Origin of the sequence: Paracoccus limosus (genome assembly GCF_009711185.1) — a bacterium.
GTDB classification, from domain to species: Bacteria; Pseudomonadota; Alphaproteobacteria; order Rhodobacterales; family Rhodobacteraceae; genus Paracoccus; species Paracoccus limosus.
On the sequence record NZ_WMIF01000029.1, the window covers coordinates 1 to 15,655 of the forward strand.

Here is a 15,655-nt window from a genome sequence, read left to right on the forward strand (position 1 = left end):
TGTTCATGCCGCCTTTGGTTCGCCCGATCTGGCGCGCACGCCCCCTTTTTGACCCGCAGGCTCGACGCCGTGCGGTGTGCCTTGAGGTAGGTTGCGTCGATCATGATGGTCTTGTGTTCGGCGTGCTCGGCGGCCAGGCCCACCATGATCCTGGCGAAGACCCCGTTATCGCTCCAGCGCTTCCACCGGTTGTAGAAGGTCTTCGGCGGGCCGTATTCTTTCGGCGCATCACACCAGCGCAAGCCATTGCGATTGATGAAGATTATACCGCTCAGGACGCGGCGGTCATCGACGCAGGGCTTGCCATGGCTCGTCGGAAAGAAAGGCTTGAGGCGCTCCATCTGGGCCTCGGAAAGCCAGTAAAGATTGCTCATCGGTCAGTCTCCTTGCAGAGCCTGAATCACGCCAAAAACCTGAAATCAATGGGTCTGGAACCTAGGCGACGTTACGGTGGCGCGGCGTCGTTGCCTATCGGCTGACCGTCACACCGCAGCGGTGGGCGGCAATGCCTTGAGTCCCGTCATTCCGGGCAAACGTGGGGGCAGGACTCGCAACGCAGATTATCGCAGACCAACCCCTGCGATGAAATTCCGCCGCCAAGCCCGAAGTATGGGTCACAGATGCGACACGCCGTCCTCTGCTGCCAACACCTCCCTGCAGCATAGCGGCCAGATCCTGCTGCCGGACCTGAGCCAGTTGGGCAACCGTCCCGCTCAACCCGTCATCAGCGGTAAGCCGCCCAGCCGGGACCAGAGGTCCACCTCGCCCCAGTGCCCTTTGCGCTTGTCGGCAAGGGCGTCGCTTTGCCCGCAACCGCTTCCCTCCCAGCCCCAAGTCCGGTGCAGCCCTGCGCATCGCGATTCGCTGCTCGGGCCGGACGCGTGCCGCCCCTCGCCCCGACCATCGCAGCACGCCACATCCCGCCGAACAACAACACGCTGCAAAATATGAAACCGTTACCATTACTTGCTCAGAAACTCACACACCCACACGCCAACCCAACCGCTCTGCGCATGGCTGCTTTGCAAATTACGCTTGAAAACTCACCCACCTTCAGGTTATCTGCCGACATGAAACCGATACCACATCGGCCATCTTCAAGCTCTGGGAGGAGCACGTGAGCACCGACAATACCGCCCAACGGATTCTGCCCCTGCTTGGGAGCGCCGGAAACATCACCAGCGCCGCGCATTGCGCCACCCGGCTGCGCCTTGTGATCAAGGACATGACCAAGGTCGACAAGCCGGCTCTGGACGCGCTTGAGGCGGTGAAGGGCACCTTCCAGAGCGGCGGCCAGTTCCAGATCGTCATCGGCCAGGGCGCGGTCAATCGCGTCCACGCCGACCTGATCGCGCTGGGGGTCAATGCCGTTTCGACCGAGCAGGCCAAGGCCGACGCCAGCACCAACCTGAACCCGCTGCAACGCTTTGCCCGGTTGCTGTCCAACATCTTCGTGCCGATCATCCCGGTGATCGTCGCCTGCGGCCTGCTGATGGGGCTACTGGGCACGGCGCGCACGCTGAACTGGCTGCCTGCCGACAGCGCGCTGTTGCAGATGCTGGACATGATCTCGAACACGGCCTTCGTGTTCCTGCCGATCCTCGTTGCGTTCTCGGCAGCGCGCGAATTCAAGGTCAACCCGTTCATGGCGGCAGCACTTGGCGGCATCATGATCCACCCGGCGCTGCAAAACGCCTGGACCGTGGGTCAGGGCATCCAGGAATACTGGGATCTCTTTGGCATCCCGGTCGCCAAGCTGGGCTATCAGGGCACCGTGCTGCCGATCCTGATCGCCGTCTGGGTGATGAGCCATATCGAGCGGCTGATGAAGCGCATCGTGCCCGATATGCTGGACATCGTGCTGACGCCCTTCCTGACGCTGCTGATCTCGGCCTTCTTCACGCTGGTGGTGCTAGGTCCGGCGGGCCGCGCGCTGGGCGATGGCATCTCGATGGGGCTGCAATGGCTTTATGCCTTTGGCGGGCCGGTTGCGGGTCTGGTCTTTGGCGGGCTCTATTCGGCCATCGTCATCACCGGCGTGCACCACAGCTTTCACGCGATCGAGGCCGGCCTGCTGGCCAATCCGGCCATCGGCGTGAACTTCCTGCTGCCGATCTGGGCCATGGCGAACGTGGCGCAGGGCGGCGCGGCGCTGGCGGTGTTCTTTCGCACCGATGACCAGAAACTGCGCCAGATCGCGCTGCCGGCGGCGCTGTCCTGCCTGCTGGGCATCACCGAGGCGGCGCTGTTCGGCGTCAACCTGCGGCTGGTGCGGCCCTTCTTTGCGGCGGCGCTTGGCGGGGCGGTCGGCGGTGCATGGGTGGTGGCGACCAAGGTCGGCATGACCGCCGTCGGCGTGACCGGCCTGCCCGGCCTTGCGATCGTGGTGCCGGCGACGATGGTGAATTACATCATCGGCATGGCGCTGGCCTTTGGCGTGGCCTTCGTCGGCGCATGGCTGTTTGGCCTGGGCGGCAAGCAAGGCCGCGAGACTGCGACGCAAGCCCTCCGCGCCTGATCGCGACGGGGCGGCGCCCGGCCGCCCCGCCTTTGCCCCCCTTTGTGCACCCGGCCACAAGGCCGCTGACCGCGCGCGCCCGAACAGGACATCAGCCATGACCGCCCCCCGTCCCGACGCCGATCCCTGGCGCCTTGCGTTCCACATCTCGGCCCCGCGCGGGCTGGTGAACGATCCCAATGGTTTGATCCACTGGCGCGGGCGCACGCATGTGTTCTTTCAGCTGAACCCGCAGGGCTGCACCCATGCCAACAAGGCCTGGGGCCATGTCGCCAGCGCCGATCTGGCGCATTGGCAGCGCCTGCCGGTGGCGATCTCGCCCACCGACTGGTTCGACCGCAACGGCTGCTATTCCGGCTCGGCCGTCGAGGACGAGAACGGCGACATGCTGCTGGTCTATACCGGTAATGTCCGCAATGCCGCCGGCGAACGCGAGACCTATCAATGTCTTGCCCGCTCACAGGACGGGGTGCATTTCGACAAGCTGGGCCCGGTCATCGACTGCCCCCTGCCCGGCCATACCGCGCATTTCCGCGATCCCAAGGTCTGGCGTCAGGACGGCGCGTGGTGGATGGTGCTGGGCGCACAGACCAAGGCGCTGCTGGGCACGGTATTGCTGCTGCGCTCGGGCGACCTGCGCGACTGGCAGCTGGTGGCGCCGATCCTGGGCGCCGGCGCGCATGGCTATATGTGCGAATGCCCCGACCTATTCCAGCTGGACGGCCAGAGCGTGCTGTTGTTCAGCGAACAGCGCGCGGCACAGGACGGGCGGCCGGCCAGCAATACCGCAGGCTGGGTCGCGGGCCAGATCGATCTGAACACCGGCGACTATAGCCACGGCCCGTTCCAGCGGCTGGACCATGGCCGCGACTTCTATGCGCCGCAGACCTTCCAGCACCCGGACGGGCGGCGCATCATGCTGGGCTGGATGGGCCTGCCCGAACAGGACAGCGCCCCCAGCGTGGCGCATGGCTGGTTCCATTGCCTGACCGTCCCGCGCGAGCTGCGGCTGATCAACGGCCAGCTTTGCCAGCAGCCGGTGGACGAGCTGTCCGCCCTGCGCGGGGCCGAGACCCGGCTGGAGTCCCTGCAGATCGAGGGCCGGATGCCCACCGATCTGCAGGGCGATTGCCACGAGCTGGAGTTGAGCGGTATTTCCGGCGCCCTGACGGTCGAGCTGCGCGCCGATGCCGAAAGCCGCGTCGCCCTGATGCTGGAACCCGGCCAGATACGGCTGGTCGCGCATGAGGCCACCGGCCGCGAGACCCTGCTGGGCGCCGCCGCCCTGCCCCCCGGCGCGGGCCGGGTGCTGCGCATCCTGACCGACCGCAGCAGCATCGAGGTCTTTGTCGATCAGGGCGAAATCACGCTGGGCGCGCGGATCTATCCGGCGGCGCAGGCGCGGGGCATTGCCCTGACATCCAAGGCCGGCGCAAGAATCGCCGCGCTGTCCTTCTGGCCCATGCGCGCGGCCTGGGACGATCAAGACGACAGCATTGCAACGGGAGGCCCGGCCGAGGCCAGGATCGAGGAGGTAACGAAATGAAACTGTTTTCCAGGCTGCGCGGCAAATCCCCCGCCGAGACCACCGCACCGGCCGATCCGGCACCGGCGGTCGATCTGACCCCGCTTGCCGGCCCGGTCGCCCTGATGGCGCCGAGCTCGGGCCGGCTGGTTGATCTGGCCGAGGTGCCCGACCCGGTCTTTGCCGAGCGCATCCTTGGCGACGGTTTTGCCATTGACCCGGCCGAGGGGCTGCTGTGCGCGCCCTTCGATGGCCGCGTGATCGGGCTGCACGATTCCGGCCATGCCGTCACCCTGCGCGCCCGCAACGGCGCCGAGGTCTTGATGCATGTCGGCATCGACACCGTCGGCCTGAACGGGCAGGGCTTTCAACCGCAGGTCCGCGACGGCGATGCCGTGCGTCAGGGGCAGGTGCTGATCCGCTTTGACCGGGCGCGGATTGCGGCTCAGGTGCCCTCGATGATGATCCCGGTGATCCTGACCAATGGCGATGATTTCACCCTGACCGGCCGCGCCGCCCCCGGCACGGTGCAGACGGGCGATGCGGCGGCGCAGCTTGCGCCCTCCGGCGCCGAGGCCGAAGCCGCCGCGCCCGTTGCTGCGGCCCCCGCCGGCCTGACGCGGCAGGCGGTGCTGGCCGACCCCTTTGGCCTGCATGCCCGCCCCGCCGGCGTCATCGCGCAGCATGCGAAATCGGCAGGCGTCCCGGTGCAGATCGCACTGAACGGCAAGACGGTGGATGCCCGCAGCCCGACCGCGCTGATGACGCTGGGCGCGAAGCAGGGCGATGCGCTGACCATCCTTGCCGCCCCCGAGGCGCAGGCGGCGGTCGAGGCCATCGCGGCCTTCGTCGAAACCCATGCCGCAGGCGGCGCGGCCAAGCCCGCAGCCCCGGCACCCGCAGCGGCACCCGTTCAGGCGCTGCCGCCGCATACCGCCGGCCACAGCCTTGCCTTTTCCGGCGCCCCCGCCGTGCCCGGCATCGCCATCGGCCATTCGCTGGGCCTGCGCCCGGCCGAGTTGTCGGTCCCCGAGACCGGCGCCGATGCCGCGACCGAAACGGCCGCCCTTGACCGGGCGCTGGATCAGGCCCGCGCCGCCATCCGCGCCCAGATGCAGGGCCATGACCGCACGCAGGCCGAAATCCTCGAAGCGCATCTGAGCTTTCTCGACGACAGCGCCCTGGGGGACGAGGCGCGGGCGCTGATCGCGCGAGGCAAAAGCGCAGCCTATGGCTGGAAGACGGCGCTCGACGGCCAGATCTTGGCGCTGCGCGCGCTTGGCAACCCGGTCATGGCCGAACGCGCCAGCGATTTGCAGGATGTGCAGCGCCGCGTCGTGCGCCTGATCCTGGGTCAGGGCGACGAAGATATCGCACTGGACCGCCCGACGGTGATCTTTGCCGAGGATCTGCTGCCCTCGCAATTCGCGGCGCTGGACCATGACCGGCTGGCGGGGATCTGCCTGGCGGGCTCCGGCCCGACCGCGCATATCGCGATCCTTGCCGCCGCGCGCGGCGTGCCGATGGTCGTCGCCGCCGGGGCCGAGGTGCTGCGCGTGCCCGATGGCCAGCCGGTGATCCTGGAAGGCGAGCGTGGCACCATCCGCGTCAACCCGCCCGAGGCCGATCTGGCCGAGACCCGCGCCCGTCACGACGCCCGCCGCGCCCGCGCCCAGGCCGATCTGGCCCATGCCGGCGCCACCTGCCACATGGCCGATGGCACCCGCATCGAGGTGGTGGCGAACCTTGGCAACCTTGCCGATGTCGCCCCGGCGCTGGCCGCCGGCGCCGAGGGCTGCGGCCTGTTGCGCAGCGAATTCCTGTATCTGGACCGCGACAGCGCCCCGACCGAGGACGAACAGTTTCAGCAATATCAGGCCATCGCCGATGCGCTTCAGGGCCGGCCGCTGATCATCCGCACGCTGGATGCCGGCGCCGACAAGGATGTGCCCTATGTGCAGCTGCCGGCGGATGAAAACCCCGCCCTTGGCCTGCGCGGCATCCGCATGAGCCTGTTCCAGCCCGACCTGCTGCGCGACCAGATCCGCGCCATCCTGCGCGTGCGGCCCTGGGGTCAGGTCAAGCTGCTGTTGCCGATGATCGCCACGCTTGAGGATCTGCGCCGCGTGCGCGCCGTCGTCGATGCCGAAAGCGCGGCGCTTGGCCGCGACGTGCCGATCAAGCTGGGCGTGATGGTCGAGGTGCCCTCGGCCGCGCTGATGGCGGCGCGCTTTGCCGGCGAGGTCGATTTCTTCTCGGTCGGGACCAATGACCTGACGCAATATACGCTGGCCATGGACCGCTGCAACCCGCGCCTTGCGCCACAGCTGGACCCATTCCACCCCGCCGTGCTGCATCTGATCGCGCTGGCCTGTCAGGGTGCGGCGACGCGGGGCCGCTGGGTCGGGGTCTGCGGCAATCTCGCCGCCTCGGCGCTGGCCGCGCCGGTGCTGATCGGCCTTGGCGTAACCGAGCTTTCGGCCAGCGCCAAGGCCCTGCCCGAAATCAAGGCGCTGGTGCGCGGGCTGGACATGGCGCAATGCCGCGCCCTTGCCGCGCAGGCGCTGGAACTGGAGAACGCGGCCCAGGTCCGCGCGCTGCTTGATCGTGCCTTCCCGGGCCATTAACCTTGTCGCGCCGCCGGGGCCGACCCCGGGCGGCGCGCAACCCCGAACGGTCATGCCAAAACAACAGCTCAACATCCGCCAGCTGGCCGAAAAGGCCGGCGTCTCGACCTCGACCGTATCGCGGGTGCTGAACAATTCCGGCTATGTCCGGCAAGAGGTGCGCACCCATGTCGAGCGCATCATCGCCGAAACCGGCTATGTCCCCAGCGGCATCGCCAAGAACCTCAAGGCCAACCGCTCGGACACGGTGGGCATCGTGATCCCGAGAATCAATTCCTTTGCCTCCAGCGAAATCACCGCCGGCATCTCGACCGCACTGGCCGAGGCGGGGCTGTTTCCGCTGCTGGGCAACTCGGCCAATACGCCCGAGCAGGAATTGCGCTATCTGGACATCTTTCGCGGCCATCGGGTCAGCGGTGTCGTCATGCTGGCGACGATGATCACGCCTGCGCATCTGGAGGCGATGCGCGGCATCGGCGTGCCGGCGGTGGTGGTGGGTCAGGATGCCAGCACGCAGGGCTTCGTTTCGGTCATTCAGAACGAGCGGCGGGCGACGCGGCAGATGACGGATTATCTGATCCGCTGCGGCCATCGCCGCATCGGGCTGATCGGTGTCGCTGATTGGGACGTGCAGGTCGGCTGCGAACGCAAGGGCGGCTATCTGGACGCGCTGCAGGCCGCCGGCATCGCCCCCGACCCCGATCATATGGTGACTGGCGGGTTCGATCTAACCGATGGCGCGGCGGGCATCGACCGGCTGGTGCCCTTTGCCAATGACGCCAGCCCCAGCGCGGTGCTGGCGGTGACCGACCGGCTGGCCATCGGCGCGATCAGCCGTCTGGCCGAGCGCCGGATCACCGTGCCGGATGAGGTCTCGATCGCCGGCGTCGGCGATATCGACGTGGCGCAGGTCTATCGCCCCAAGCTGACCACGGTGCATTTCGACTATTACGCCACCGGCCGCACCGCCGCGCGCCTGCTGATCGACGCGCTTGGCGACCGCCCGCCCGCGGCGCTGCGTCAGGTCATGCCCTTCGAGCTGCGGGTGCGCGACAGCGTGGCGGTGATCTGACCGCCCCTCCCGCTGCCCCTGCCCGGCCTCAGCCCGCCAGCTCTGCCGCCAGCCCGCGCAGCATGGCCATGCAGGCGGCCAGCTCGCCCGGCAGGATATATTCGTCGGGGCGATGGGCGCGGTCGATGCTGCCCGGCCCGCAGATGATCGCGGGGATGCCGGCGGCATGGAACAGTCCGGCCTCGGTGCCATAGCTGACCGAGCCCAGCGCCTGCTGCTCGGTCAGGCGCTGCAACAGCCCGGCCAGCGCCGCATCCTCGGCCGGCGGCAGGGCGGGATAGGCGCTCAGCTCCTCATGCGCGACCGACAGCGCGGCGCCTGCCGGCACCAGCGCCGCCAGCCGCCGCAAGACCCGCGCCGTGACCTCCGCCGCCGCCTGCCCGGGAATGCTGCGCACCTCCATCTGGATCTCGCAGCGGTCGGGGATGATGTTGACGGCGGTGCCACCACGCACCACCCCCGCCACCACCGTCGAATGCGGCGGATCGAAACGCGGATCGAACGGCCCCTCGGCCGCCAGCGCCGCGTTCAGGTCGCGGATGGCCAGCAGCATCTCGGCCCCGGCGTAATTGGCGTTCACCCCGGCCTCGGGGCGCGAGCTGTGCGCGGCACGCCCGGTCATCACCAGCCGCGTCGATTGCTTGCCCTTGTGCGACAGCACCGGCCGCATGTCCGAAGGCTCGCCGACGATGCAGCCCATCGGTGGTGCGACCAGCCCCGGCAGGGCCGCGATCATGTGACCGACGCCCCGGCAGCCGATCTCCTCGTCATAGGAAAACGCCAGATGCACCGGGCGCGCCAGCCCGGCGGACTGGAAATCGGGGACGGCGGCCAGCATGCAGGCCAGAAAACCCTTCATGTCGGCGGTGCCGCGCCCCTGCAACCGCCCCTCGCGCGCGGTCAGGCGAAAGGGATCGCTGGACCAGACCTGCCCCTCGGTCGGGACCACGTCCATATGGCCCGACAGGATCATGCCCGGCAGATCGCGCGGGCCGATGCTGGCCAGAATGTTGACGCGGTCGCCCTCGGGTCCGGGCAACACCACCGGGTCCAGCCCGGCGCGGCGCAAATGGCCCAGCACGCAATCGGCGATGCGGGCATTGCTGGCGCCCGGCAGGTCGGCGCAGGCGACAAGATCGGCAAGGATGGCTTCGGGGGTCATGGGCTTCTCCGCTTTGTGGTCATCCTGCGCCAGCCGCCGCGCCAGATGCTGCCGAATGTCCGGGGCGGGGCGGAATCCCCTGCCGGGCGCGCCGGCTGGCCGCACGGCATAAAATTCGGCGCATGCCGGGCGGAACGGCAAGATCCCCCGCCGGCCGGCAGGCTGCGACAGCTCATGCGCAGCCCCGCCCGCTATCCTGCGCCCAGAGAAAAGGAGCGCGAGATGAGCCTGTCCTTCGACCCCGCCCGCCTGAACCTGCCCCGCGGGCATTTCATCGGCGGCGCCTATGTCGCCGGCGCCGATGCGCTGGAGCTGACCCGGCCCTCGGACAGCCAGCCGCTGGCCGCGATTCCGGTGGCCGATGCCGCGACCGTCGATCATGCGGTGAACGTCGCCACCAAGGCGCAGCGCGACTCGGGCTGGGGCAGCGGCACGCCGCGCGACCGCACCCGCGCCTTGCAGAAATGGGCCGATCTGATCGAGGCGCATGCGACCGAGCTGTCGCAGCTTGAAGCCGTCGCCTCGACCCGGCTCATCAGCCAGTTGCCCGGCATCGACGTGGCGGTGACCGCCGAACAGATCCGGTTTTTCGCCGAGATGGCCGATAAAGAGGGCGGCGCGCTGGTCCCCACCCGCGACGCCTCGCTGGGCATGGTGATGGATGAACCTTACGGCGTGGTCGGCGCGATCACGCCCTGGAACTTTCCGATCTCGATGGCGGGCTGGAAGCTCGGGCCTGCATTGGCGGCAGGAAACGCTGTGGTGCTGAAACCCAGCGAGATGACGCCCTTTGCCACCCTGCGTATGGCCGAGTTGTCGGTGCAGGCGGGCATCCCTGCCGGGCTGGTGAACGTGGTGCTGGGCGATGGCCGCACCACCGGCAATGCGCTGACCGGGCATCCCGGCGTGGGCAAGGTCAGCTTCACCGGCTCGACCGCCGCGGGCAGCGCGATCATGGAAAACATCGCCCGCCACGGTGTCAAGCCGATGACGCTGGAACTGGGCGGCAAAAGCCCGCAGATCGTCTTTGCCGATGCCGATCTGGATCTGGCAGCCCGGCTGATCGCCGGCAGCATCATGTTCAACGGCGGGCAGGCCTGCGTCGCGGGCAGCCGGGTCGTCGTCGCCGCCGAAGTGGCCGATGAGCTGGCAGCCAGGCTGGTGGCGCTGATGCGCCCGGTCAATCCCGGCCCAAGCTGGCTGGCCGAGACCGGCTATTCCCCCGCCATTTCCGAAACCCAGCGCGGCCGTATCGACAGCATCGTGCAAGCCGGCATCGCGGCCGGCGCGCAGGCGCTGATCGGCGGCGCGCCGATGGACCGGCCCGGCTATTTCTACCAGCCGACGCTGCTGGTCGATGTGGATGCAAACAACCCCGCCGTCACCGAGGAAATCTTTGGCCCGGTCCTGACCTTGCAGACCTTCACGGATGAGGCTCAGGCGCTGGCTCTGGCCGATCACCCGACCTATGGCCTCTGCGCCGGGATCTACACCCGCGATCTGTCGCGCGCGATCCGTGTGACGCGCGCCGTTCAGGCGGGCACGGTCTGGGTCAACCGCTATGGCCGCTCGCGCGATCACATCCTGCCGACAGGGGGTTACAAATCCTCGGGTCTGGGCAAGGATCTGGGCCGCGAGGCCTATCACGCCAACCGCCGCTCGAAATCCGTCCTGATCGACCTCTGAGGCCCCCATGACCCATAAAATCGCCCTGATCCCCGGAGACGGCATCGGCACAGCCGTTGTCGATGCCGCCATGCAGGTGGCCGACAAGGCCGCCCCCGGCCTGTTGGTGCCGACCCGCTTTGACTGGTCCTGCGACACTTACCTCAAGACCGGCCGCATGATGCCCGAAGACGGGATCGAGACCCTGCGCGGCTTTGACGCCATCTTCCTTGGTGCCGTCGGCTGGCCTGCCAAGGTGCCCGATGCCGTGTCGCTGCACGGGCTTTTGCTTCCGATCCGCAAGGCCTTCGTGCAATATGCCAACATCCGCCCGCACCGCCTGCTGCCCGGCGTTCAGGGCCCGCTGCGCAAGGAGGGTTTCGACATCCTCTGCATCCGCGAGAACACCGAGGGCGAATATTCCGGCGCCGGTGGCCGCGTGCATCAGGGCACCGCCAACGAGGTCGCCGTCGAGACCGCGATCTTCACCCGCGCCGGGGTCGAGCGCATCCTGCGTTTCGGCTTTGAACAGGCGATGCGTCGCTCGAAACGCCTCGCCTCAGTCACGAAATCCAACGCGCAGAAATATTCCATGGTGTTCTGGGATGAGGTGACCGACCAGCTCGCCGCCGAATACCTCGAGGTGCAGGTCAGCCACTACCATGTCGACGCCATCGCCGCGCGCATGGTGATGGCGCCCGAGACGCTGGATGTGATCGTAGCCTCGAACCTCTTTGGCGACATCCTGACCGATCTGGGTGCGGCCATTCAGGGGGGCTTGGGCTTTGCGGCATCCGCCAATATCGACCCGACCCGCGCAAACCCCTCGATGTTCGAGCCGGTGCATGGCTCGGCCCCCGATATCGCGCATCTGGGCATCGCCAACCCGATCGCCGCGATCTGGTCTTTGTGCATGATGCTGGACCATCTGAACGAATCCGCCATCGCCGCCCGGATCATGCGCGCGCTCGAGGCCACGACCGCACAGGGCTTCGGCACCGTGCCGGGCCGGGACAAGACCGAAACCATTACCGCCGCCATTCTTGGCGCGCTGGAGGACTGAGATGAACGAGATGACCAAGATTGCCGGGCTGAAGGATGCCGACCTGTTCCGCGAGGCCGCGCTGATCGGCGGCGCATGGGTGCAGGCCGATGACGGCGCGACCGTCGATGTGACCGACCCCGCCACCGGCGAGGTGCTGGGTCGGGTGCCCGATGTCTCGGGCGCGCAGACCCGCGCCGCCGTTGAGGCCGCCGACCGTGCTTTCCAGTCGTGGCGCAAGGTGCCCCATGCCGAGCGTGCCGCCGCGCTGGAACGCTGGTTCGCGCTGATGAACGAGCATGCCGAGGATCTGGCGCTGATCCTGACACTGGAACAGGGCAAGCCGCTGGCCGAGGCCAAGGGCGAGATCACCTATGGCGCGAGCTTCGTGAAATGGTTCGCCGAAGAGGCCCGCCGCATCGATGGCTCACTGATCCCCGCGCCCGCAGGCGACCGCCAGATCGTGGTGATGAAGGAACCTGTCGGCGTCTCGGCCATCGTCACGCCGTGGAATTTCCCGAATGCGATGATCACCCGCAAGGTGGCACCCGCGCTGGCCGCCGGTTGCACCGTGGTGATCAAACCCTCGGAATTCACGCCGTTCTCGGCGCTGGCGTTGGGTGTTCTGGCCGAGCGCGCCGGCATCCCGGCCGGCGTCATCAATATCGTCACGGGCATGCCCGCCGCCATCGGCGCCGAGCTGACCGGCAATCCGACCGTGCGCAAGCTGTCGTTCACCGGCTCGACCCGGGTCGGATCGCTGCTGATGGCGCAGTGTGCGCCGACGGTCAAACGGCTGTCGCTGGAACTGGGCGGCAATGCGCCCTTCATCATCTTTGACGATGCCGATCTGGATGCGGCGGTCGAAGGCGCCATCGCCTCGAAATTCCGCAACGGCGGCCAGACCTGCGTCTGCTCGAACCGGATCCTCGTGCAGGCCGGGGTTTATGACGCATTCGCCGAAAAGCTGGCCGCGCGGGTCAGGGCGATGAAGGTCGGGCCCGGCACGGTGGCGGGCAATGACATCGGCCCGATGATCAACGCGCCCGCCATCGACAAGATCAACCGCCATGTCGCGGATGCGGTGGCCAAGGGCGCCACAATCCTGGCCCGGGCCGAAGTGCCCGAGGGCGGGCAATATGCAGCGCCGGTCGTGCTGGGCAATGCCTCGGCCGCGATGGAACTGGCGGGCGAAGAGACCTTCGGCCCGGTCGCGCCACTGTTCCGCTTTGAGACCGAGGACGAGGCCGTGACTTTCGCCAATGCCACGCCCTACGGTCTGGCCGCCTATTTCTACACCGAAAGCCACAAACGCGCTTGGCGCGTCGGGCAGGCGCTGGAATTCGGCATGGTCGGGCTGAACACCGGCATGGTCTCGACCGCCGTTTCGCCCTTTGGCGGGGTCAAGCAATCGGGTCTGGGCCGCGAGGGCGCGCGGATCGGGATCGAGGAATATCTGGAGAGCAAGGCCTTTCACATGGCCGGGCTTTGATCCGGCGGCGGGGCTGGGCCCGGGGGTATTTGGCAAATGATGAAAAGGGGCGCACGGGTTGACCGGCGCCCCTGTCTCATGCCCGTGTGGTAGTCCGTGCTATTCGATCACGACATAGATCTTGCGCACGGTTTCGATCGTCTTCCAGACGCCGACGAAGCCGGGTTTCATCACGAAGCTGTCGCCCTTGGCATAGGTCACCGGTGGCTGGCCGTTTTCGGTGATTTCGACCAGACCTTCGAGGATGTGGCAGAACTCATAGATCTCGCCCTTGATCGAATGCGTCTCGCCGGGGGTCGCCTGCCAGATGCCGGTCTTGACGCGGCCGCCCTTGGCCTCGTCGAAGGCCCAGGTGGTGAATTCCGGGCTGCCCGAGATCAGCCGCTCGGGCGCAGGCGTCGCGAATTTGGGTTGCGGCAGGTTGTCGGGGTCGATCTTGATCAGCAGTTCGCTCATTGCAGCATGTCCTTGGCTTTGTAATAGAGACCGACCAGCGGCAGAAACCACGGCTTGCCGGTATGGAACGGCACCGCAGCCCAGGGCAGGTCGGCAAAGGGGTTGCCATCGTCGCGGCCCATGATCCGGTCGGCCATGATCTGACCCAGATGGGTGGCGATCTGGGCGCCGTGGCCGGAATAGCCCATCGCATACCAGAGCCCGTCGGCCTGACCGGCGCGCGGATAGCGGTCCTGCGTCATGTCCACGAGTCCGCCCCAGCAGTAATCGACCTCGACCTCGGCCAGATGCGGAAAGATCCCGGCCATGGCGCGGCGCAGGATCTGGCCGCTTTTCGCATCCGATTGCTGGTCCGAGCGCGCCGAGAACCGCGCCCGCCCGCCAAAGATCAGCCGGTTGTCCGGCGCCAGCCGGAAATAATTGCCGATGTTGAGCGAGGTGACGCAGGTGCGGTTGCCGGGCAGGGTGGCCGCGACCTCGGACGGGGTCAGCGGGCGGGTGGCCAGCAGGAAGCTGCCCACCGGCACCAGCCGGCGGCGGAAATAGCCGAAGGCTTCGGTCGTATAGGCCCCGGTCGCGAGCAGCACCTGATCCGCGGTGACCGCGCCCTTGGGCGTCTCCAGCCGCCAGCCCCTGCCCTGCCGCGTGCACGCCGTCACCGCCGCGTCCTCGTGCAGGGTGGCGCCGCGCCGCACCGCCGCCTCGGCCAGGCCGGTGACGAAGCGCCCCATATGCATCATCGCGCTTTTCTTTTGCAGCATGGCGCCGTGAAATGCGTCCGAGCCAATCTCGGCCCGCAGATCGTCGCGCGTCAGCAGTGCGGTGTCGGGATCGACCTCGGCATGGATCGCCTGGTAATTGCGGGCGATCCCGGCCATATGCGCAGGCTTTGAGGCCAGCTTGAGCTTGCCGGCGCGGCGAAAGTCGCAGTCGATGCCCTCCTCGGCGATGATGGTCTGGATCGTGTCGATGCCGGCATCGAAGGCGCGGTAGAGCGCGCGGGCCTTGTCCGGGCCGAATTCGGCCCGCGCCGCCAGATAGCTGTGCGCGATGCCATTGTTGAGATGGCCGCCATTGCGCCCCGAGGCGCCAAAGCCGACCGAGCGTGCCTCAAGCACGACCACGCTGCGGCCCGCCATGGCCAGACGCCGCGCGGCGCCCAGCCCGGTAAAGCCCGCGCCGATCACGGCGACGTCGTAATGACCCTGCACCGGCCCCCGCGCCCCACCCGAGAAGGCGGGCGAGCTGTCGTGCCAGTAAGAGATGAATTTCATCGCGATCAGATCCCGAAGACGCCCGGCAGGCCGCCGATATCCTTGATTTCGGTATATTCGTAGAACGGGTTCGCGGGCTCGTGCTGGCGGTTCACCCAGACCTTGGACTTGATGCCCAGATCATAGGCCGTCATCAGGTCATAGCGGAAGGACGAGGAGACATGGGTGATGTCCTCGGGGCCGCAACCCAGCACATCCAGCATATATTCAAAGCCGCGCATCTGCGGCTTGTAGGCGCCGGTCTCCTCGGCGGTGATGACCTTGTGGAACGGCGCGCCCAGTTTTTCGACGTTATGCGGGATCTGCGCCTTCATCGCGTTCGACAGGATCACCAGCGGGATTTCCTTGGCGAGCTTGGCCAGACCGGCGGGCACGTCCGGGTGCGGGCCCCAGGTCGGGACCTCGTTATAGACCTGCAGCGCGTCTTCGTCGCGGAAGGTGACGCCATTGGCCTTGCAGGTGCGTTCCAGCGAATTGTGCACGATCTCGGCATAGGGTTTCCACGCGCCCAGCACCTCGTCCAGACGATAGGCGGCAAAGTTCTTGATGAACCTGGTCATCGCGGCCTCGGACAATTGCTCGCCATAGATACGGCGGGCGGCGCCGGCCATGTCGAAATGGGTAAGCGTGCCGTAGCAGTCGAAGGTGACGTATTTGGGGCGAAAGGCGGCCATGATGTCCTCGTGCGGAAAGGTTGCCCCGATCCTACGCCCGGCGGCAGACCAGTCTGCCCGCAATTGGCGCCCGCCATAGCAGATATGACCGTTTGCCACCCCCCGGGCGGCAGAGAGTTGCGCAAGCCCGCCGCCGGCGGTCGCGGAC

The 15,655-nt window shown here is 67.6% G+C and carries 11 protein-coding genes and 1 pseudogene; 7 read left to right on the plus strand and 5 right to left on the minus strand.

Annotated features, from left to right (window positions below; genetic code table 11):
- Positions 1 to 374 (minus strand): annotated as a pseudogene (locus GL279_RS16060) (IS5 family transposase); the annotation flags it as partial.
- A gap of 743 nt (positions 375 to 1,117) precedes the next feature.
- Here GL279_RS16060 and GL279_RS16065 point away from each other — a divergent pair.
- The 4 genes from GL279_RS16065 (at position 1,118) to GL279_RS16080 (ending at position 7,742) form a co-directional block, all read left to right on the plus strand.
- On the plus strand, positions 1,118 to 2,518 hold the full coding sequence (locus GL279_RS16065) for a sucrose-specific PTS transporter subunit IIBC (protein WP_343039834.1): 1,401 nt from the start codon (positions 1,118 to 1,120) through the stop codon (positions 2,516 to 2,518).
- A gap of 97 nt (positions 2,519 to 2,615) precedes the next feature.
- Positions 2,616 to 4,064, plus strand: coding sequence for a glycoside hydrolase family 32 protein (locus tag GL279_RS16070; protein ID WP_155065629.1), 1,449 nt, complete (start codon positions 2,616 to 2,618; stop codon positions 4,062 to 4,064).
- Complete coding sequence (gene ptsP / locus GL279_RS16075; RefSeq protein ID WP_211371344.1) at positions 4,061 to 6,670, plus strand: phosphoenolpyruvate--protein phosphotransferase; 2,610 nt, start codon at positions 4,061 to 4,063, stop codon at positions 6,668 to 6,670. The genes GL279_RS16070 and ptsP overlap by 4 nt, the downstream gene beginning before the upstream one ends.
- 52 nt (positions 6,671 to 6,722) lie before the next feature.
- Positions 6,723 to 7,742 carry a LacI family DNA-binding transcriptional regulator gene (locus GL279_RS16080; RefSeq protein ID WP_155065630.1) on the plus strand — a complete coding sequence of 340 codons (1,020 nt, stop codon included), beginning with the start codon at positions 6,723 to 6,725 and terminating at the stop codon, positions 7,740 to 7,742.
- Between the two features lie 28 nt (positions 7,743 to 7,770).
- On the opposite strand, the gene argE is transcribed toward GL279_RS16080, so the two are convergent.
- Positions 7,771 to 8,904, minus strand: a complete 1,134-nt coding sequence (gene argE / locus GL279_RS16085; RefSeq protein ID WP_155065631.1) for an acetylornithine deacetylase — start codon at positions 8,902 to 8,904, stop codon at positions 7,771 to 7,773.
- A gap of 222 nt (positions 8,905 to 9,126) precedes the next feature.
- On the opposite strand from argE, the gene GL279_RS16090 reads away from it, so the two are divergent.
- From GL279_RS16090 to GL279_RS16100, 3 genes are read left to right on the plus strand one after another with little or no spacing between them, the layout of a single operon-like run.
- A complete protein-coding gene (locus tag GL279_RS16090; protein ID WP_155065632.1) occupies positions 9,127 to 10,590 on the plus strand; it encodes an aldehyde dehydrogenase family protein in 1,464 nt (487 codons plus the stop codon).
- Positions 10,591 to 10,597: 7 nt separating this feature from the next.
- A complete protein-coding gene (locus GL279_RS16095) occupies positions 10,598 to 11,632 on the plus strand; it encodes a tartrate dehydrogenase (RefSeq protein ID WP_155065633.1) in 1,035 nt (344 codons plus the stop codon).
- Between the two features lie 10 nt (positions 11,633 to 11,642).
- Positions 11,643 to 13,103, plus strand: a complete 1,461-nt coding sequence (locus GL279_RS16100; RefSeq protein ID WP_155065665.1) for an NAD-dependent succinate-semialdehyde dehydrogenase — start codon at positions 11,643 to 11,645, stop codon at positions 13,101 to 13,103.
- 99 nt (positions 13,104 to 13,202) lie between these two features.
- On the opposite strand, the gene GL279_RS16105 is transcribed toward GL279_RS16100, so the two are convergent.
- From GL279_RS16105 to GL279_RS16115, 3 genes are read right to left on the minus strand one after another with little or no spacing between them, the layout of a single operon-like run.
- Positions 13,203 to 13,559, minus strand: coding sequence for a cupin domain-containing protein (locus GL279_RS16105; protein ID WP_155065634.1), 357 nt, complete (start codon positions 13,557 to 13,559; stop codon positions 13,203 to 13,205).
- Positions 13,556 to 14,833 (minus strand): NAD(P)/FAD-dependent oxidoreductase, encoded by a 1,278-nt coding sequence (locus tag GL279_RS16110; protein ID WP_155065635.1) that lies wholly within the window; start codon positions 14,831 to 14,833, stop codon positions 13,556 to 13,558. Before GL279_RS16110 ends, GL279_RS16105 begins: the two co-directional genes overlap by 4 nt.
- A gap of 5 nt (positions 14,834 to 14,838) precedes the next feature.
- A complete protein-coding gene (locus tag GL279_RS16115) occupies positions 14,839 to 15,507 on the minus strand; it encodes a haloacid dehalogenase type II (RefSeq protein ID WP_155065636.1) in 669 nt (222 codons plus the stop codon).
- Positions 15,508 to 15,655: the final 148 nt, after the last annotated feature.